At 48.5% G+C, this 19971-nt stretch carries 14 protein-coding genes; 9 read left to right on the top strand and 5 right to left on the bottom strand.

Annotation, left to right across the window (positions count from 1 at the left end):
• Positions 1 to 65 precede the first annotated feature (65 nt).
• The 4 genes from G8759_RS32725 to G8759_RS32710 all read left to right on the top strand — a co-directional run bounded on the left by G8759_RS32725 (position 66) and on the right by G8759_RS32710 (position 6121).
• Positions 66 to 2663, top strand: a complete 2598-nt coding sequence (locus tag G8759_RS32725; protein WP_167217545.1) for a family 20 glycosylhydrolase — start codon at positions 66 to 68, stop codon at positions 2661 to 2663.
• A gap of 101 nt (positions 2664 to 2764) precedes the next feature.
• Positions 2765 to 3601 (top strand): ROK family protein, encoded by an 837-nt coding sequence (locus tag G8759_RS32720; RefSeq protein ID WP_167217543.1) that lies wholly within the window; start codon positions 2765 to 2767, stop codon positions 3599 to 3601.
• Between the two features lie 33 nt (positions 3602 to 3634).
• Complete coding sequence (locus G8759_RS32715) at positions 3635 to 4897, top strand: MFS transporter (protein WP_167217541.1); 1263 nt, start codon at positions 3635 to 3637, stop codon at positions 4895 to 4897.
• A 60-nt stretch (positions 4898 to 4957) separates the two neighbouring features.
• A complete protein-coding gene (locus G8759_RS32710) occupies positions 4958 to 6121 on the top strand; it encodes an AraC family transcriptional regulator (protein WP_167217539.1) in 1164 nt (387 codons plus the stop codon).
• Positions 6122 to 6183: 62 nt separating this feature from the next.
• On the opposite strand, the gene G8759_RS32705 is transcribed toward G8759_RS32710, so the two are convergent.
• The 5 genes from G8759_RS32705 to G8759_RS32685 all read right to left on the bottom strand — a co-directional run bounded on the left by G8759_RS32705 (position 6184) and on the right by G8759_RS32685 (position 12722).
• Positions 6184 to 7143, bottom strand: coding sequence for an RpnC/YadD family protein (locus G8759_RS32705; RefSeq protein WP_167217537.1), 960 nt, complete (start codon positions 7141 to 7143; stop codon positions 6184 to 6186).
• 21 nt (positions 7144 to 7164) lie between these two features.
• Positions 7165 to 9513 (bottom strand): hypothetical protein, encoded by a 2349-nt coding sequence (locus G8759_RS32700; RefSeq protein ID WP_167217535.1) that lies wholly within the window; start codon positions 9511 to 9513, stop codon positions 7165 to 7167.
• Between the two features lie 30 nt (positions 9514 to 9543).
• The gene (locus tag G8759_RS32695; RefSeq protein WP_167217533.1) at positions 9544 to 10776 is read right to left on the bottom strand and encodes a DegT/DnrJ/EryC1/StrS family aminotransferase; all 1233 of its coding nucleotides are present in this window, start codon (positions 10774 to 10776) and stop codon (positions 9544 to 9546) included.
• 157 nt (positions 10777 to 10933) lie between these two features.
• The gene (locus G8759_RS32690; protein WP_167217531.1) at positions 10934 to 11659 is read right to left on the bottom strand and encodes a LytR/AlgR family response regulator transcription factor; all 726 of its coding nucleotides are present in this window, start codon (positions 11657 to 11659) and stop codon (positions 10934 to 10936) included.
• Positions 11628 to 12722, bottom strand: a complete 1095-nt coding sequence (locus G8759_RS32685) for a sensor histidine kinase (RefSeq protein ID WP_167217529.1) — start codon at positions 12720 to 12722, stop codon at positions 11628 to 11630. The genes G8759_RS32690 and G8759_RS32685 overlap by 32 nt, the downstream gene beginning before the upstream one ends.
• A 287-nt stretch (positions 12723 to 13009) precedes the next feature.
• Here G8759_RS32685 and G8759_RS32680 point away from each other — a divergent pair, with 287 nt between their 5' ends.
• The 5 genes from G8759_RS32680 (at position 13010) to G8759_RS32660 (ending at position 19950) form a co-directional block, all read left to right on the top strand.
• Positions 13010 to 14269: a PDZ domain-containing protein gene (locus G8759_RS32680; RefSeq protein WP_167217527.1), complete on the top strand. Its 1260-nt coding sequence runs from the start codon at positions 13010 to 13012 to the stop codon at positions 14267 to 14269.
• 58 nt (positions 14270 to 14327) lie between these two features.
• A complete protein-coding gene (locus G8759_RS32675) occupies positions 14328 to 15140 on the top strand; it encodes a DoxX family protein (RefSeq protein WP_167217525.1) in 813 nt (270 codons plus the stop codon).
• A 181-nt stretch (positions 15141 to 15321) separates the two neighbouring features.
• Positions 15322 to 16059, top strand: coding sequence for a GNAT family protein (locus G8759_RS32670; protein ID WP_167217523.1), 738 nt, complete (start codon positions 15322 to 15324; stop codon positions 16057 to 16059).
• A gap of 112 nt (positions 16060 to 16171) precedes the next feature.
• A complete protein-coding gene (locus G8759_RS32665) occupies positions 16172 to 18490 on the top strand; it encodes a PSD1 and planctomycete cytochrome C domain-containing protein (RefSeq protein ID WP_167217521.1) in 2319 nt (772 codons plus the stop codon).
• 5 nt (positions 18491 to 18495) lie between these two features.
• Positions 18496 to 19950, top strand: coding sequence for a DUF1501 domain-containing protein (locus tag G8759_RS32660; RefSeq protein ID WP_162389152.1), 1455 nt, complete (start codon positions 18496 to 18498; stop codon positions 19948 to 19950).
• Positions 19951 to 19971 lie beyond the last annotated feature (21 nt).

Raw genomic sequence — 19971 nt, 5'->3', positions numbered from 1 at the left:
TGTTACGGCAATAGTATCTTTAGTACTGATTTGAGTACTATAAAGGCTATTAAACCCGAAGATTTATGCGTACCAGTTTTTATGCCGTCCTCTTCCTGCTCGCTGTTAGTTGGGTAAACGGTTGTCGGCAGGCAGATAAGGCGGGAATTGACAAGGGACTGCAACTGGCCGTTTCCTGGGAATTGGTTAGTAATTTTACGGACATAAAAGACGGATTCGAGGCTCGTTTTACACTCACGAATAAGAGCGATTTGCCGTTGACAGATGCCAATTGGGCCTTGTTTTTCAACATATCGCCCCGGCCTATTCTTCCCGCCAGAACACCCCAGCCAGCTACGGTTCAGCACATCAATGGCGATTGGTACAAGCTGGTTCCCAATAAAGGATTTAGCCTTAAACCGGGTGCGTCAACGAAAATTCTGTACCAGGGAACGGAGGCAGTTACCAAAGTGACCGATGCACCGCTGGGACTGTACGTCGTTTTTTACGACAAAGACGGCAAGGAGGAAAACATTGTTCAGATCGCGCAGGCTAATTATACAATCGTACCGTTTACCCGGAAAGAACAGATGCTACGGGGATCCGCCGATCTGGAGCCACTGCCAACGTCCTCAGCCACCTATCGAAATAACCTGGCCGTTTCGTTGCTACCCACTGAACAGTTACAGAAAATTATTCCGTCGCCGGTTAGGTTGACTACAGGGGTGGGAACGTTGGCGTTGAATTCGTCGCTGCCGATTTATGCCGATAAAGATCTCGAAAGCGAAGCCCGTTTTCTGAGCCAGAAACTAAAAGCCATCACGGGTAAGGATTTCTCCGTGACTACCGGAACGTCATCTGGGAAAGGTATTTCCCTCAAAACGGGTAAAATCAACGTCAATGGCATTGATAAAGAAGCGTATCGGTTAGGCATTGATGGCAATGGCGTGTCCATCACCGGGAGTGATGCCGCTGGCGTGTTCTACGGTGTTCAGAGTCTGCTGGCCCTTATTCCGACTGCTTCGTATTTGAACCCCTCCGCCGATATTGCGCTCAACTACGTGCAGATTGAGGATGCACCCCGGTTTGAATTTCGTGGTATGCACCTGGACGTCAGCCGGAATTTCCAGACCAAAGAAACCATTCTGCGCCTTCTTGACCTGCTGGCGTTTTATAAAGTCAACCAGTTTCTGTTCTATACGACCGAAGACGAAGGCTGGCGGCTCGAAATTGATGGTTTGCCTGAACTAACCCAGGTTGGAGCGCAACGGGAGCATACATCAGGTAAAGAAACGCCGGTACTCCATCCCGCCTACGGTTCTGGCCCAAAAGCGTACGACGAAGGCAAGTACGGCAGCGGCTATTATACGAAAGCTGATTTTGTCGAAATTTTGAAATATGCCAAAGAGCGGCACATTAAGGTAATTCCCGAGGTGAATTTACCGGGCCATGCCAGGGCAGCTATCAAAGCGATGGAAGCTCGTTATGAACGATTGATGAAGGAAGGGAAGGAAAAAGAAGCCAACGAATATCGGCTCATCGACCCCGATGATAAATCCGTATACCTTTCGGCACAAGGCTATACCGACAATGTGGTGAGCGTCGGGCGGGAATCTACCTATCATTTCTACGAAAAAGTGGTGGATGAAATCACCAAACTATACAAGGAGGCCGGTCTTCCGATGGACGTCATGCACGCTGGTGGCGATGAAGTACCCGAAGGAGTCTGGACAAAATCGCCCATTGCGGCCAAATTGCTGAAGGAGAATCCATCGATCAAAGATGCTAAAAATTTGCAGGCGTATTTCTTTGGAAAACTTCGGGAACGACTCGCTAAACGAAAGCTGGAAGTGCATGCCTGGGAAGAGGCCGTTCTGGTAAAAGCCGCCGATGGGAAATTAGTCATGAATCCTGAATTTGTTGGGAAAGGGGTCGTTCCTTATGTCTGGAATAACCTGTTCGATCTTGATCTCGGTAATCGACTGGCGAATGCTGGTTATCCGGTCGTGTTGTGCAACGTTTCGAACTTTTATTTCGATATGGCTTATAACAATGATCCTCAGGAACCGGGGCTTTATTGGGCGGGTTACGTCGATACACGCAATAACTGGGCGTTTGCGCCTTTCGATATGTTCAAAACCACCTACAAAACGGCGATGGGTAAACCATTGACTTTTGCGGGTCTGGAGCATATGAAGCCTGAAGCGCGTAAAAACGTCCGTGGTGTCGAGTCGCAACTCTGGAGCGAAACCGTTAAAGGGCGCGACATGGCCGAATACGATATCCTTCCCAAACTACTGGGCTTTGCCGAAAGTGCCTGGGCACCCGAGCGGCCGTGGGAAACCATCGAAAACCGGCAGGCACGCGAAAAGTCGATCAGTACGGGCTGGAACGTATTTGCCAATACGCTGGCCCAAAAAGACCTTCCGCGCCTGGCCCGTATCAATGGCGGATATAACTACCGGTTGCCGCTTCCGGGAGCCCTGATCGAAAAGGGTACGTTAAAAGCCAACGTTGAATTGCCGGGCCTGGCTATTCGCTATACGACAGATGGCTCCGAACCAACAGCTCAATCGCTTTTGTACAAAAATCCAGTGAAGGTGTCGGTTACAGTAAAACTAAAAAGTTTTGATGCGGCTGGCCGATCAAGTCGTTCGGTTCTTGTTACCGGTATAAATCTATAAGGTATTGAGTAAAAACAGGTCTTTTCCCCAATAGAACCATGTCACGGCTCCGGGCGAATGACCTGAAAAAAGTAAGTATTTGCTAAAAACTGCATTTCAACATGACTATCGGGGTTGATTTAGGAGGGACTAATGCGCGAGTAGGCCTGGTCGATAATGGAACAATTGTTCGTCAGAGGAGTATGGTGTTGCAGGACAAAGACTCCCTTTCGGCTACGTTAGCGCAGCTTATCGACCTGATCCGGCCATTTGTGGAATCATCCGTGAACAGTATTGGTATCGGAGTGCCGTCGGTGGTCGATATCGATCGGGGCATTGTCTATAATGTGGCCAATATTCCGTCGTGGGAGGAAGTAGCTCTGCGTGATATTCTGGAAAAAGAATTTGACCTGCCCGTTTTTGTGAACAATGACGTGAACTGTTTTATTCTGGGAGAACACCAGTTTGGCCTGGCACAAGGCTATCGGTCGGCGGTTGGAATGGCCATTGGTACAGGACTTGGTTCGGGCGTTGTTATTGACAATCAGCTGTATACGGGGAGTAATTGCGGAGCGGGCGAAATCGGGTTGTTACCTTATCTCGACAAAAATATCGAGTCGTATGCCGCAGGTGATTTTTTTGAGTCCGTTCACCACACAACGGCTCTTGAAGCCAGTCAGGCTGCGCTTCTGGGAGAGCCGAATGCCTTGAAACTCTGGGATGAATTTGGTAAACACTTTGGCAATGCGGTTAAAGTTGTGCTCTATACCTACGATCCGGAAGTGATTATTCTGGGCGGTTCTATTGCCAAAGCCTTTCCTTTTTTCAGAACGACCATGTTCGAAAGTATGGCCGATTTTGCGTATCCGGTAACGCTTCGGCGATTGAAGATTTTCCAGTCTCAGAACGAAAATATTGCCCTGTTGGGAGCAGCCGCTCTGGTACGTCAGTTGGTATAAACAAGCTCCGTTTAACAGTTCAGAAAAGATATTATGAAACGAAACACCCTGATTGTTGGCCTGATTCTGTTGATATTCTTTGTCATTTCTTTTCTGACCAACATTCTGGGCCCAATTATTCCCGATCTGGTCGAAAGTTTTCAACTGAGCATCGGGCTGGCCGGGTTTCTTCCATTCGCTTTTTTTGTGGCGTATGGCGTATCGATACCGTCGGGGATTCTGGTGGAGAAATACCGGGAAAAATCAGTGCTGATTGGCGCATTTGCATTGGCATTTCTGGGGTCGTTACTCTTCGCGATGATTCCCCAGTTTTCGGTAGCACTGATTTCTTTGTTTGCCATAGGCGTTGGAATGGCCATGTTGCAGGTCGCCATCAATCCATTACTGCGCGTGGCCGGGGGCGAAGAACATTTTGCGTTTAATTCGGTGCTTGCTCAGCTTTTTTCCGGTGCCGCTTCGTTTTTCAGCCCACTGCTCTATAGCTACTTCGTTCAGACGATTCATACCAACGACACTTCTTTTCTGATTCACCTGCTCAATCAAGTAGTACCGGTTCATTTTGAGTGGGTATCGTTATACTGGGTTTTCGCCCTGACAACATTGCTCATGATTATGGTGGTCGCTTTGATTAAATTCCCGGCGGTCGCGCTTAAAGACGATGAAAAAATAGAAGTTGGCGGGACTTTGGTTGAATTACTTCAAAATAAAACCGTTTTGCTCTTCTTTGCGGGTATTTTTGCGTATGTCGGAACCGAACAGGGCATTGCGAACTGGATGTCAAAATTCCTGCAACTCTATCATGGCGTTGACCCGACTACTACGGGTGCTACGGCGGTCGCTTATTTCTGGGGCTTAATGACCGTTGGTTGTGTGCTGGGGTTGGTTTTGCTGAAATTCGTTGATAGCCGCAAAGTTCTGCTGGTCTTCACTTTAGGCGCTATTGGTTCGTTGTTGCTGGGCTTGTTTGGGTCGAAAGAATTGGCGCTCTACGCGTTGCCGGGTACTGGCTTTTTTGCTTCGGTCATGTGGTCGATTATTTTCTCGCTGGCTCTCAATTCAGTACCGCAACATCATGGCACTTTTTCAGGTATCTTGTGTACCGGAATCGTGGGTGGAGCTTTGGTGCCACTCATGATCGGTGGATTTGCTGAACTGGTTGGTCTTCGTTGGGCCATGTTATTGATGCTCATTACGTTAGGATATATTTTTAGCATTGGTGTCTGGGCAAAACCCTTAGTGACAAACGCGATAATTAAACTAAAGAGTGAAAGAATAAATGAGCGAATGAGTGAATAATTGATGCCTTTATTCGCACTTTCGCCCATTCATTCTTTCGCTCATTTATTCTTTATCCTCATGCACAAGATCATTCTGCTGATCGATTTTTCCGAGGACTACAGCCGGAATCTGTTGAAAGGGATATCCAAATACGCGCGGGAATATGGCCCCTGGGTGTTTTGTCAGATGCCCCTCTTTCACCGGGAAACATTGGGCGTCGATGGCATATTGAACTGGGCCCGCGATTGGGAAGCCGACGGCATTATCGGGCAGTTATACAACGATAGTAGCGTAGAAAAAATAGTTCAGGCGGGCATCCCGGTTATTGCGCAGGACTTCAAAGAGCGTTTTGTCGAGATTCCTAACATAACGGGTGCTCACCGCGAAACGGGGGCTATGGCCGCCGATTATTTCCTGAGAAAAGGCTTCAGGCATTTCGCTTTTTACGGATTTAAGCACATCGTTTGGTCAAGGGAGCGAGCCGAAGGCTTCGACGAACGGGTATCTCGTTCAGGTTGCATGGTGCATTATTTTGAACATGAAGAGTACAGCTCGAGTGATCTGTGGCATTATAAACCCAGTTCGCTGAGTAAGTGGTTGTCGTCGTTACCGAAACCCATTGCCATTCTGACCTGCGACGACCGGATGGGGCAGCACATTACGGAAACCTGCCGGCATTCGCGAATTCGAATTCCCGAAGAGGTAGCTGTGCTGGGCGTCGATAACGATGAGATGCTCTGCGAACTCTCTGACCCGCCACTTTCCAGTATTGTACAGGATGCTGAGAAAGGTGGCTACGATGCTGCCCAACTGCTCGATCGGCTGATTCGCAAGGAGATAACCGACATTTATGATATTATCGTTGAACCCACGCAGGTGGTTACCCGCCAGTCGACCGATATCTACGCGACCCACGATGAATACATCGCATCATCGCTGAAATACATTCACCAGAATATCGACAAAAACCTTCAGGTTGATGAGGTCGTGAAGCAGGTTCCCTTATCGAGACGGTCGCTGGAAATGCGTTTCCAGCAGGTCATTGGGTATCCAATCTACAAATACATCCAGAACCTGCGTATTGAGAAGTTCTCGAAAAAACTACTGGAAACTGATCAGGCCGTTTTTGAGATTGCGATGGATCTAGGCCTCAACGACACGAAGAATATTGCCCGTCAATTCAAGCAGATAAAAGGCTGTACGCCCCTTGAGTATCGCCATCGGTATCTGGCCGGAAAGTGACTTTAGGTAAGGCTCTATTTTGCCTGTGGTAGCGAAAGCCAGGACATCAGCGTAGTGATAATCTAGGCCACCCCATTGCTGTCAGATTCAGGTAGTGTGTCTTTTCTAACCTCATCAACAAACGCAACGCTCACCTCCACAATATCGGCAATCTGTTCGCTGGTAAAGCTGGTTTTCGTCAGAAGCCGTGCCACAAGTACTCGTTTCTCCTGGTCTGCCCCTTGTTCAATTCCCTCTTTGACCCCTTCTTTTTTAGCTCTCTCCAGGAGAAATTGCTCAATACCCATCGTCGTATTTTTTTGTGTGATTGCTTCAATTTCTCTTTCAAACTTACGGTTCGTTTCCGGGTTTTCCAAGCGGACATAATAACGAAGGAAATTCATCAGGCTTCTTATTTTTCCTTTCGATATCTGGCTGTTTAACAATAGTTTAGCTATTCGTAGCTTAAGCTCAAGTAATTCCTCGTCGGTTAAGTTTTTAGCTTTTAGAGCGGCTTTAACCGTTAGGACGACCAGCGCAAAGGGATTGGTACTGGCCAATAAATCGGTTTCACTCTGTTCGTGAATTTTATAGGTATTGTATTGATAACTCAGTTGAGTACCCAGATAGGATTGCTCATATTTGCTGGGATGATAGCCTTTGCGGTCATCCGTGAAAATGGCAAAAGCTGTGATGGGCTGGCGGTATTTGTCAAAAATGCGGTAATAGTACTGGAACATCCGTTCGGCAAAGCGAGGATCATTATACCCCTGAATCTCAATATGAATCAATATCCATTGTTCATGGGGCAGATCGTTTTCGCGGATAAATACTTTTACCAGCTTATCCACATAGCGGGGTGCGTAGGTATCCTGTTCAGGCGGAAACAATTGTTCTAATTCTTTGTCGAGGTAGTCAATCCGACGGGTTTCATCGTCATTTTCCAATAAGAATAACTCATTGGCATTCGGAAAGAAAAAGCGCAGAAAGTCATCGAAAACATCTTCCAGTATGGCTTTCCACAGGGCATCATCGCGTTTCATGCGCAATAATATACCCTTTGTTTATTGTTTTAGTAACCAAATGTCGGATATACGTGAGTTTTGGCGCCAGTTCAGATGTGATTCTTCCGGTTGATCGAACATAACACTAATGCGACCATCCTGCGTGGCCGATAGAGGGACAATCCATTCTTTTATCGCATCGGCTTCCCGATTGTATACGATAGGCTCCAGCCGTTTGCCATCCACCCGCAAAAGTGCTTCACCAAAACCAACGACCCGAATGACATACCGGGCACCCGGATCAAGGTTTTCATAGTCGAGTGCCGGACTGCGCTGAAACGTTTGAGACGATAACCGGGCGCGGCTAAAACCGTCTTTCCACCAGGCAATATCTGTGGCATCATCGGAGAAGGTTTTCACGCGCGGGCCTTTGCTCACGCTTGAGACATCATCGTAGAAACTTCCTTCACCGGGGTTTTCCCAGGTGCCGATCTCGTTTAGCCGGGCCAGCTGCTCATTCTTTGTTTTCAGCGATTTGATTTTTGCCAGCTCATCAGTCAGCCACCAGCGGTTATTGAGCGGGTAATCGACAAAGTCCAGTAAACACCCGCGTTCGTAACCCTTTGCCTTGTATTTTGGCACGCTGGTCTGCAAGCCAATGGCGGCAAATAAATCGGCGCATAAAGCTTCTATTTTGCTCCTGAGTTCGGGCGATACCGGTTTTTTGTCGGCTTGATTGATCATGTCAATGGCCTGCGTCATGGCCGTTTCAGGACCGATTGCATCGGCGCCGGCTAATATCGTATTGGCTTTCTTTTCGAGAGCCTGTTCATAGAGTAATCGTCGCCGGGTGTAGGTATCGTAATAGGCACGGAGTAGAAAAATCTGCCAGCGCCAGTTGGTATGAAGCGCTGGATTGTCGATCTCCAGCTTTTTCCAGTAGGCAAATGTGGCCTCAACGCCACCATTTTCAGCCAATGGACCATTCCAGTTTTGTTCCAGAGCCGCAATGCCATCAGCAGTTGCTTCGGCTAGATTAGGGCCGAAGAAAAAACGACCATAGTCTGCTAAAATCTCGTGAACATCCATGTCCGGGTCCCAGCCGCGCATACTCCAGATCACTTTGTTGACATCATCATGACAACCATCTGAATACGATACAAAGCCGTCGGTAAATTGGGCAGCAGCAGCCTGTACTCTCGCGTAGGAATAAGGCCGGGGGTTCGGCGCTTCGCGGCCCAGCGTCAGCGCATAGGCTTGATCCCAATGCTCGGTCGGAAATTCGCAGCGAACATTATGGGTGATGTCGGGATATTGCCGGAGTTGATATTGTTTCGGAAGGCGAAAGCGGGTTTCGGCCAAGGACGGACTGCCTGGCCCATGCACGACACCCGCCAGCCAATCGGGCTTATACTGAGCCAGATATCGGTAAAAGTAGTCGATCTGCTCAACGCTGAAGCCTTGCAGAGAAAGCCAGATTTTAGCGTTAGGATGGTATTTTACCAGCAACGTGTGCAGGTCTTTCAGAAAAGGCATAACCTCTTTAGGATGGTTATCGCCCGGATCACCGCCTGGCACGAAGATATGGTCGAGCCGCGGACATGCCCGATAAAAAGCTTCGTGCAGATCGAGTTCCGCCTGTCGCTTTGCCGCATCGGTAAGAGCAAATGTAGCGGGTGTCCAGACCCAGTAATCGAGATCATATTTCTGGCATAATTCGCTCATTTTGATCCGCATTTCCGGCGCGGGTATCTTGAAATGCGGGCTGGCTTTTTCCTCTTCATGAAAAGGAATTCCTTCAATAGCATTGGTACCAAAAATAGCTAATTCCCGAAAATACTGGTCAAACTGAGCCACAGACCAGGCATCATACGAATTGGCGGTTGTGCGGTAGCCCAACTGATGCCCCCGAATCGGATAAGCTGGAGCCGTAGCGATATTGGCAGGCACTGCTAACTCCAGCCGTTTCTGGTCCATAGTCAGATGACGGAGCACCCAACCCGTTCCAAACAAAATGCCTCGGGCGTCGGCTCCGATAATCCAGAGGGTGGTTCCTTTTATGTCACTGACAACCCGAAAACCCTCCGGCCTCAGTTCTGGTCGCTCTTTTTCGGTGCTCACCGGAACGACAACGCCCTGTAATTCCTTGTCGCTCGACAGCGCGAAAGCAATCGTAACGGACTTTCCAGAAGACCAGCCCGGCGAATTTTTCAAGGTGATCCCTGTTCGCTTCGCAATCTCTTCGCTCAATAAGTTCGGAGCCGTTTCCCGCATGGGCATCGGAATTGAGGGCGACACAAGCATTGTGGCCCGTTGAAAATTAATCGACTGTGCAACCAGCGGAATACATCCCACTGAAATCAGGAAAAGAAACGAGCAAAGCCAGTTCAGGATACGATACGCATTCATGTGGTAAAGAGAAAGGAATTGCCGCGGGGCCTATTGGTTAATGGCATGCTGAACTTTACGGATGGCTTCGGCAAAGGAGTCCATGTCGCTCCGTGTGCCCAGCATAGCCTGCTGAAAAATCCAGATGGCTTCGTCGGCGCAGGCATGTTCGGCAACCGGGCAGTAGACCTGCGAATAATCGACCGAGTCGGGAATGGCATAGCACATCCAGTTTTTTTGTTGAAAAACGGGTTGTTTATAAAGCGGATGCGGGTAGCCAGAAGAACAGGGTAGACCCTCTGCCGCCAGCATTGCCACAAATGCCTGCTTGGGCATCTGGTTGAACTTCGCTTTGTTGTATCTGAAAATATAGAGGTGATAGGAGTGACGGATATCAACCGGTTCCCGGCTTAGGGGTGCAATTCCCTCTATATCAGCCAGTAAATTGTCTAAATAAATCCCATTTTCGTTTCGGATATGGGTTTGTTCGTCAAGTCGCTTGAGTTGTTCACTGAGTAAAACGGCTTGAAGTTGGGTAATGCGGTAGTTGCAGCCCGGATTGAAATGGTCGTACCATTGGCCGCTCGGGAGCCGTCCAACATTCCGCAGGGAATTCATGGTTTCATAAAGCGCATCGTCGTTGGTGATGACCATGCCGCCTTCGCCAGACGTCAGATTTTTAGACGACTGAAAACTGAAACTGCCCGCATCGCCAATCGAGCCCAGTTTTTTGCCTTTGTATTCAGCCCCGTGTGCATGAGCCGCATCTTCAAGTACCCGTAACTTATACCGGCTGGCGATGTCCAGAATCGCGTCCATATCGCAGGGCAGTCCGGCAAAATGAACCGGAATGATGACCTTTGTCCGCTCTGTAATGGCGGCTTCCAGCGCTTTCGGATCGAGGTTATAGGTGTTGGGGTCGATGTCGACAAAGACGGGTACGCAGTTGACCTCCAGCACTACCGAAGCGGTAGCGATAAAGGTATAGGGTGGCACAATGACTTCATCGCCGGGGCGTACGCCACAGGCGATTAACGCCAACCGAAGGGATACCGACCCGTTTACGCAACTTATGGCGTATTTACTGCCACAGTACGTGGCAAACTGCTGCTCAAATTCTGCTACAGCCCCGGCGCAATCAGGATTACCCCACTGGCCGCTACGCACGATATCGGCTACTGCCTGCACATCCTGCTCATCGTAGATCGGCCAGGGGAAATTGGTTTTAACGGCCTTTTCGCCACCGTCTATGGCCAATTTTGCTATTGAGGGCGTTGTATCCATTCTGTACAAAGAAAATAATCAACTTCTCCTTAATACGGAATCAACGCCAATTCGGGCTATTGACTATCGTTAATTTTGAGAAGTAATTGGAGATGCGGGGCATGGGTTGGGCATCGTATGATCCTGATAAAAAGGATCTTAATGGGAGTCGATATAGTTAGGTGGGAAGCTTGCGAAGGAGATGCCGAACCTGCAACTGTTCGAATACCTGCTGCTTATAATTTCGACCGATGGGTAACGTCTGGCCGGGAATATCAAGGTGACTTTCGGTTATCACCTTGATTTTAGCCACAGCTACAATGAACGATCGATGAATACGGATAAACTGTTCGGCTGGTAATAACTCCTCATAGTAACCGATCGATTGGCGGGTAACGACCTGCTGTGTCGCCGTTCTTATTTTGACGTAGTCTCGTAAACTTTCAAGTGACAGGATGTCACGCAGATCGATGCGAACTAATTTACGATCTTCCCGAACAAATATAAATGGCCCTTCTTCGGGTACCGGGTTGGGTGCGGGGGCAGTAGGCCGGTGAGTGAGCATCTTACCCACTGCTTTAATGAACCGATCAAACGGAACCGGTTTGATTAAATAATCCAGTACATCCAGTTCATAGCCTTCCAGGGCATATTCACGATAAGCTGAGGTGATTATCGTTTTAGGTGGATTGGGGAGCGTTCGGAGTAACTCAAAGCCGGAAAGTTGAGGCATTTGAATATCCAGAAATAACAGATCGACCGGCTTACTCTGCAAAACCGTAAAAGCCTCCACTGCCGAACTGCATCGACCTGTCAGTTCCAGCACGTCTACTTTCTGAATGTAGGCAGCCAGTATATCCAGCGCAATGGGTTCATCGTCGACTAGTAAACACTTGATTTTCATGGCCTTTTGTTGGGGTGAAATCAATGGGAGTTAACTCGATCGTTAGGGTCGTTAAAAACGAATCTACGCCGTCCAATTGCCGAAGTCGGTGACGGTCGGGATAAATCAGTTGCAATCGTTTGGCGACATTTGGCAGACCGATGCCGGATGAGGTTGCCTGGCCAGTCGAAACAGGTTTGCTATTTTCGACTTTAAAGATCAATTCGTTCTGATTCACAGTCAGCTGAATTTGAAGCCAGGCTTCGCTAAGTTGACGACTCAGGCCGTGTTTGAACGCATTTTCGACAAACGGGAGCAGCAGTAAAGGTGCAATCTGTACACCTCCTGTGTCCCCACTGACATGAAAAGCCAGGTGTAATTCCTGACCATAGCGTATTCGTTCCAAGGCTAGGTAATTCTGTAAATAGTCTATTTCTTCCCGCAGGGGCACCCGCGTCTGGCTACCCTCGTAGAGCATATACTGCATCAATTGCGACAATCGCAGAACCACCTCGCCCGCTTTTTCGGGATTGCTGCTGGTTAGGCCATATAGATTGTTGAGGGTATTGAACAAAAAATGCGGATTGATCTGATCCTTCAGCGATTTTAGCTCTACGGTCTGATTGGCAATTATTAACTGCTGATTTAGCCGTTGCTGCCGGAAACCGTACCGAATCATGTGGAAAGCAATCAACAGGCCGCTGGTACAGAGCATATAAAAGCTGGAAAGAATCAGGCGACTGGGGTCCAGGGGCGTCTCCTGTTCGAGTCTTCCCGGATCAAACAGAGCTAGAAACAGGTAATAATAACCCAGCCAGTAAAGTACCCCGCAAATAGCCAGAGCCAGCAAGGTTAACAGGCTAAAGTAAAGATACCGGAGAGTTAAGAGATAAGCCGGGATAAGCCAGTAGAGGGTAGTATACGTGAACAGAAGCTGAGCTGGCAACTCCGATAACGCGATCAGCAGATGCTCTGTATACTGATTGCTGAACTGATCGACTGCCAGCACCTGGAGGTTTATATAGCACAGCCAGGCTACTACATGAATTGCAACTTCCCGATAGATCGGCTGAGAATGAGGCATCTTCCTGGCGTTAATAGACAAATTTACCGAAAAATCCGACAGTCCATTGATGTGTTCTCCAACCTGCGTCTGCTGTGATGATCAATGTAGAAACAGTCGCGATAAAAAGGGACCAACAGGCGACAAACGACGTTTGTATCCGCTAAACGTACGTCTGTCAACCGAACGTTGTTCTTCGTCTCAGACAGTTGATTATCTCACGTAACCACTGAAAATTTAACAGTCAATATGCTGGTTGACAATGACAATGGTGAAGCACTACTGCCTGTTGTCATGAAACTGTAAGGATGAGAGCGCTGGTTTTATTATTGTCTTTCTGGATTGCAGGCCCGGCTGCTTCAGCGACCGAGCCTGCAATCGGCAATGACGACACCTACGGTTTCTTCTTTACACACCACCGCACTTCGACGCGCATTCCGTTTCAATTTCAGTCGAATCTAATCATTATATCCGTTTGCGTGAACGACGCCGATAGTTTACGATTGATTGTCGATACGGGCGTTAGTCATACCATCATTACCGACCGTCGTGTATTCACAAAACGGCCACCGACATTAGCCCGTCAGATTAAAATAGCCGGTGTTGGCGAAGGAAACTCACTAACGGCCTCGGTAGCGATCAACAATACCCTGAGTCTGGGTGCTTTACGGTCAGGACACCACAATCTGGTTATTCTGGATGAAGATGTGTTGAAGCTATCGGAGTACGCAGGCATAGCCGTTCATGGCCTGATTGGTTATGAACTCTTCGCTAATCTGGTGGTAACGATTGACTTTCAGCGCCGGGAGGTGATTCTGATGCAACCTGAACAGTATCACTATCACCGGCGAAAAGGCGAACGCTATCCGATTACAGTTCTGGAACGAAAAGCCTACACGGATGCGCTGTCGATTTTTGATGGAGCCCGGTTTCAACCGCTCCGGGTAGTGCTGGATACGGGCGCGGGACAGGCGTTGTTACTCAATCGGTTTAACCGAAGCGCCCTGATACCGCTACCCGACAAAATGGTACAGGTCCCGTTGGGGTCGGGTTTCACGGGGCTTATATCAGGCACCATCGGGCGTTTTCAAAAAGTATGTTTTGGCCGCTACCAACTGGCCGATATGATCGTTTCGTTTCCTGATAGCTCAAATTTTGATTTAAAACTAACCGGAATGCCTGAGCGACAGGGGAATATAGGTTGTGAACTACTGCGCCGGTTTCGTGTGACGTTCAATTATCCTGACCAGTTCATTGTCCTGAAACCGGTCAAACGATTGATAAATGAGCGTTTTGAGCACGACATGAGCGGTCTGGAACTGCGGGCGAAGGGAGATAATCTTCATACATATTTCGTGAATAAAATCATTCGTAATTCTCCGGCCGACCAAGCCGGATTACGGCCCGGCGACGAATTGCTGTTGATCGATAACATTCCGGCAACCACGTTGAGTATCAGTGAGATTTATCGGCTGCTTCAGGCTGGCGAGGGAAAATCGATTGGGTTGGTTGTTCAGCGTAACCGTCAGCAGTTGACCGTTCGATTTATGCTTAAACGGCTCATTTAAGAGAGATTGGATAACAGACAAATAACCGCTTATTGGACACTTTTATTGACTAAACAGGATGAACAGACTAATCCGGTCGGGACGGCTACTGTATGGCACCGCTATTTTTGCCTTGGGCCTTGAACACCTCATAACGGGCAATTTTCCTGCGGCTTTATTACCTGTTTCTGCTGAACTTCCAGGCCGATTGGCGCTGGTTTATACAACGGGAGTAGCTCTAGGCATTGCCGGATTATGTGTGGTATTCGGAAAAAAAGCCAATTGGGCAACCTTGTTTGTAGGGGCATTGTTTCTCCTGCTGGATCTGGTTACCCACTTACCCAGGCTGATCGCCAATCCGTATAATGGTGGGGTCTGGACAACTTTCTCTGAGCTTATTGCGCTGATGGGAGGGGCTTTGGTGATCGCAGGAGGATTGTTGACGGATTTTACAGTTACCCGGCGGGGGTATTTTACCAACATCTATATGCGGTATGGTAGTCTGTTATATGCCCTATCGCTCATCATCTTTGGTATTCAGCATTTCATATATGCCAATTTTGTTGCTACACTAATTCCATCCTGGATTCCGGGTCATTTATTCTGGACGTATTTGATCGGGCTGGCTTTTATTGCGACGGCGGCAAGTGTCCTGTTGAAAAAGCAGATTCCGCTATCAACGACCTTGTTGGGAATCATGTTTCTCCTGTGGGTCATTCTCCTGCATATTCCCCGAGCCGTTGCCAATTGGCGCCATGAAACCGAATGGACAAGCAGCTTTATTGCCCTGGCCATGAGCGGTATTGCATTTGTACTGGCGGATTTTTACAGGGTAAATGAAGTTAATAAAATTAGTGCCACTACCGCCTATAAGAGCTTGTCAAATAGATAAATAGCTTCACTACACTATCGGCTTTAGTCATTACCTGACAACCTATGATGATTAATTGATGAGAACTCGCTGGGCGGAAATTGATAGATATTCAATTTCCTGCCTGGCGACATTACTGAGTTTGGGTGGGTGTGATTGACCAACGGCAGTAAAAGGCTGACCGTTGGTCATTTTACGTTCTATGGAGCTAGAGATTTACCAAACCTCAGGGGATGAAATTCAGCACTTTCGGGTCTTATTTCTTCAGGAAAATAACGTCCAGTTTGTTTGCAACAAATGCCATCAGTATGGTTGGGCGGATACCTGTCTGTTTACGGTCGATGGCATCAGGGTAGGCTATGGATCGGTTTGGGGCACAGATCGTCGGGAAGACCGGGATACTATTTTTGAGTTTTATATTATTCCTCCGTTTAGAGGATTTGCCAATCTGCTTTTCCCCAAATTCTGTTTGATTTCTGAAGCCACATTTATCGAAAGCCAAAGCAACGATGGGCTATTGTCGTCGATTCTCTACGAATACACACAAACTATTCATGCCGAAGCGATCCTGTTTGACGATCACATCATCACTGATCTTACGGTTGGGGGCGTCATTTTTCGTAAGCGAAATACTAACGATGGTATGGATGACGAGAGCCCGTATGTACTTGAACTGCATAATAACATAGTTGTCAGCGGAGGATTGATGCTGAATTACAACATGCCGTTTGCGGCCATTTACAGGCAGGTGAATGAGCCGTTTCGACGGCGGGGACTGGGCAGTTTTATGGTGCAGGAATTAAAAAAAGAAGCATATCGAATGGGCCGAGTGCCTGCCGCCCGATGTTCTATAAGTAATCGGATCTCAAAAGCCACTTTAGTAAAGGCAGGCTTGCGGGTCTGCGGATTTCGACTCAAAGGGACTATTGTAAATCCGTAGCTTACAATTCAATGAGATTGTTGTAAGTAGTTGACTTTGAGGTAGATGATGGCCTCCGCAAGTAGAAAAGAATTCTTTTTATCCTTGATTGAAAAAGTAGGCGAGGGATAGTATGAGAACAATGTCTTATTATCTGTTTACTGTGATTGCGGGAATTGGCTGGTGTTTCCAGTCCTGTACATCCAGTTCGTCAAAAATGACTGAAAATGCGCAGCTACCGGACGTAGTTAGCTATAATTTTGACATCCGGCCTATTCTGTCCGATAAATGCCTGGCCTGTCACGGTCCGGATGCCAATAAGCGGCAGGCAGGTTTGCGGCTCGATGTAGCAGAGAGCGCCTATAAAGCATTAAAAGAGCATCCGTCAGCCCATGCGTTGGTGCCTGGCAAACCGGAACTGTCGCAAGTCTTTTTGCGAATTACGTCCGAAGATACAGCCACATTAATGCCCCCTCCGGCATCGAATCTGAAACTGTCTTCGCATGAAATCAAGCTCATTGAGAAATGGATTAAGCAGGGAGCTACTTACCAAAAGCACTGGGCCTTTGTTGCGCCAAAGAAACCCGTGCTTCCGGCGGTTAATCAGAAGGAGTGGCCTAAAAATGAGATCGATCGGTTCATTCTGCATAAGCTGGAGCAGAACGGCCTGACACCAAACGCAGCAGCCGACAAAGAACGGCTGCTGAAACGGCTCAGTCTTGATTTACTCGGCCTGCCACCCAGCCTGTCCATGATGGATCAGTTTCTGGCCGACAAGAGCCCAAAAGCCTATGAGAAAGCAGTTGATCAATTGTTAAGCAACCCGGCCTATGGCGAAAAAATGGCGTTGCATTGGCTGGATCTGGCCCGTTATGCCGATTCGCACGGCTATCAGGACGATGGATACCGTACGCAATGGCCCTGGCGCGACTGGGTGATCCATGCGTTCAACAAAAATAAGCCGTACAATGAGTTCGTTACCTGGCAATTGGCCGGTGACTTACTACCAGCGTCGACTAAAGAGCAATTGCTGGCTACGGGCTTCAATCGGAATCATAAAATAACTGAAGAAGGGGGCGTTATTCAGGAAGAATACCGGATCATGTACGTCACCGATCGGAACGACATGTTTGGCAAAGGATTGCTTGGCGTGACACTGGAATGTGCTCATTGTCACGATCATAAGTACGATCCATTCTCCCAGAAGGAATACTACCAGATGTTCGCTTTTTTTAATAATATAAAGGAAGTCGGTATGGAATCGGTTATTGGTGGCCCCGATACATATGCCAAGAAACCCTTGATGGAAATCAGCGATAAGGATGTAAAAGATATTCTGTCTTTTGTGAATAAACGCGACACCAACCGACTGATCGTATCCGTCATGGGCGACCAGGATACCCTTCGGAAAACCTTCGTGCTCAAGCGGGGTGTATATGATGCGCCCGGCGAAGAAGTAGAGCCGGGAACACCAAAAGCTATTTTACCCTTTAACAGGAACTACCCCAAAAACAGGCTGGGATTGGCCAAGTGGCTGTTCGATAGGCAGAATCCTCTGACGGCTAGGGTTTACGTCAATCTGTTGTGGCAGGAGTTTTTTGGAAAAGGAATCGTTAAAACATCGGGTGATTTCGGCATGCAGGGCGAGCTACCTTCGCATCCCGAACTGCTGGACTGGCTGGCAGTCGATTTTATGGATCACGGATGGGATATTAAACGGTTCGTGAAGCAGATGGTTATGTCGGCTACCTACCGCCAGTCGGCCGTAGTTACGCCCGAAAAACTACAGACCGATCCCGACAATCGTTTATTGGCTCGTGGGCCACGCTACCGGATTCCGGCCGAATTTATCCGGGACCTGGTGCTATCCAGCAGTGGGTTGCTGAACGGAACGATTGGTGGACCCAGCGTCAAACCCTATCAGCCACCGGGTTTGTGGGAGGGGTCTACATCGGGTAGGGGATTACTATCGATGTATACACAGGATCATGGCTCGAAGCTCTACCGTCGGGGCATGTATACCCTGATCAAGCGAACCAGCCCACCGCCATCGATGGCTATTTTCGATGCCAGTAACCGGGATCTGTGCGAAGTAAAGCGACTCAAGACCAATACACCTCTTCAGGCTTTGGTAATGCTTAACGATCCGGCTGTACTGGAGGCCTCACGCGTGTTGGCCGCCCGGTTATTGGCAGAGAAAGGGGCAATCAATGACAAAATAAACAAAGCGTTTCGGCTGATCGTAAGCCGGAAACCAACTGAACAGGAAGTCACGATTTTAGCTTCGTACTACGAAAAAGAGCGACAAAAGATCGACCGAAAAAAGGCAGAAAAGGTAGTAGCCGTTGGTGAATACCCCATACCGGCAAGCATTGATAAGAGTAAACTTGCCGCATTGATGCGGGTTGTGACAACGATTTATAATCTGGAAGAAACCATCACAAAGTCCTGACGCCAATGGAAAAAGAAATTTTGGAACACGGCCTGAATTTTAACCGGCGTCGCTTCCTGTCCCGATTAAGCTTAGGACTGGGCAGCGCGGCATTGGGTTCGTTGCTGATTCCTGATCTGTTCAGTGGACGTGGCGTTGACGAAGAGGGGCTAACGCCGGGCATTCCGCATTTCGCACCGAAAGCAAAACGGGTTATCTATTTATTCCAGAACGGGGCACCGTCGCAGCAGGAGTTATTTGATTTCAAGCCCAAACTATGCGAAATGTTGGGCGAAGAACTACCACCTTCGATTCGCGCCGGGCAACGGCTAACGGGGATGACTGCCAATCAGAAGGCGTTTCCGTTGGTCGGATCATTCGTCGATTTTAAACAATATGGCCAGTCTGGGGCCTGGATAAGCGATTTGCTGCCCTACACCGCTAAGGTTGTGGATGACCTTTGCATCGTGAAATCGATGTATACCGAGGCCATTAACCACGACCCGGCATTAACGTTCCTGCAAACCGGCTCGCAACAGGGCAATCGACCGAGCATGGGTGCGTGGCTGAGTTACGGACTGGGCAACGAAAACAAAAATCTGCCCAATTTCACGGTTCTGCTTTCCCGTGGCATTGGCAACGGACAGGGCGTTTATTCGAAACTCTGGTCGAATGGGTTTCTGGATTCCATTCACCAGGGCGTTCAGTTCAGCAAGGGCGAAGATCCGGTACTTTACCTGCGCGACCCGGAAGGCATGAACCGGCAGGATCGCCGGGAAATGCTCGATAATCTGGCTCAACTGAACGATCTTTCGTATCAGGAATTTGGCGACCCGGAGATAACGGCCAAAGTAAAACAGTACGAAATGGCATACCGGATGCAAACAGCCGTTCCCGAAGTAATGGATCTGTCGAAAGAGCCGGACGACATCATTAAGCTCTATGGTCCGGATTGCTTAGTACCTGGTACTTTTGCGGCTAACTGCTTGCTAGCCCGTAAGTTGTCTGAAAACGGCGTGCGGTTTGTGCAACTGTATCACCAGGGTTGGGATCAGCACGGCAATCTTCCATTTGAAATAGCCAAACAGGCTAAAGACGTCGATCAGGCATCGGCAGCTTTAGTCACTGATCTGAAACAGCGCGGTTTGCTGGACGAAACGCTCGTGATCTGGGGGGGAGAGTTTGGCCGGACCAGCTATACCCAGGGAAAATTGACCAAAGACAATTACGGTCGCGACCACCATCCGCGCTGCTTTACGATCTGGATGGCGGGTGGAGGTATCAAACCCGGAATTGTCTACGGCGAAACCGACGAGGTTGGGTATAACATCGTCAACAATCCGGTCCATGTTCATGATTTTCAGGCCACCGTTCTGCACCAGTTAGGCCTTAATCATGAGAAATTGATTTTCAAACATTTGGGCCGCCGATACCGATTGACAGACGTTTCCGGGAAAGTAATTCCAGGTCTCATTGCCTAAACTTTGCACCATTATTTATCC

Origin of the sequence: Spirosoma aureum (assembly GCF_011604685.1) — a bacterium.
GTDB classification, from domain to species: Bacteria; Bacteroidota; Bacteroidia; order Cytophagales; family Spirosomataceae; genus Spirosoma; species Spirosoma aureum.
This window is presented reverse-complemented; position numbering and strand designations above follow the sequence as displayed.

Excerpts from the sequence above, each read along its gene's own strand:
- G8759_RS32680 (WP_167217527.1), top strand. The coding sequence starts at position 13,010 with ATGAGAGCGCTGGTTTTATTATTGTCTTTCTGGATTGCAGGCCCGGCT.
- G8759_RS32695 (WP_167217533.1), bottom strand. The coding sequence starts at position 10,776 with ATGGATACAACGCCCTCAATAGCAAAATTGGCCATAGACGGTGGCGAA.
- G8759_RS32720 (WP_167217543.1), top strand. The coding sequence starts at position 2,765 with ATGACTATCGGGGTTGATTTAGGAGGGACTAATGCGCGAGTAGGCCTG.
- G8759_RS32690 (WP_167217531.1), bottom strand. The coding sequence starts at position 11,659 with ATGAAAATCAAGTGTTTACTAGTCGACGATGAACCCATTGCGCTGGAT.
- G8759_RS32705 (WP_167217537.1), bottom strand. The coding sequence starts at position 7,143 with ATGAAACGCGATGATGCCCTGTGGAAAGCCATACTGGAAGATGTTTTC.
- G8759_RS32710 (WP_167217539.1), top strand. The coding sequence starts at position 4,958 with ATGCACAAGATCATTCTGCTGATCGATTTTTCCGAGGACTACAGCCGG.
- G8759_RS32665 (WP_167217521.1), top strand. The coding sequence starts at position 16,172 with ATGAGAACAATGTCTTATTATCTGTTTACTGTGATTGCGGGAATTGGC.
- G8759_RS32670 (WP_167217523.1), top strand. The coding sequence starts at position 15,322 with ATGGAGCTAGAGATTTACCAAACCTCAGGGGATGAAATTCAGCACTTT.
- G8759_RS32675 (WP_167217525.1), top strand. The coding sequence starts at position 14,328 with ATGAACAGACTAATCCGGTCGGGACGGCTACTGTATGGCACCGCTATT.
- G8759_RS32660 (WP_162389152.1), top strand. The coding sequence starts at position 18,496 with ATGGAAAAAGAAATTTTGGAACACGGCCTGAATTTTAACCGGCGTCGC.
- G8759_RS32725 (WP_167217545.1), top strand. The coding sequence starts at position 66 with ATGCGTACCAGTTTTTATGCCGTCCTCTTCCTGCTCGCTGTTAGTTGG.
- G8759_RS32685 (WP_167217529.1), bottom strand. The coding sequence starts at position 12,722 with ATGCCTCATTCTCAGCCGATCTATCGGGAAGTTGCAATTCATGTAGTA.
- G8759_RS32715 (WP_167217541.1), top strand. The coding sequence starts at position 3,635 with ATGAAACGAAACACCCTGATTGTTGGCCTGATTCTGTTGATATTCTTT.
- G8759_RS32700 (WP_167217535.1), bottom strand. The coding sequence starts at position 9,513 with ATGAATGCGTATCGTATCCTGAACTGGCTTTGCTCGTTTCTTTTCCTG.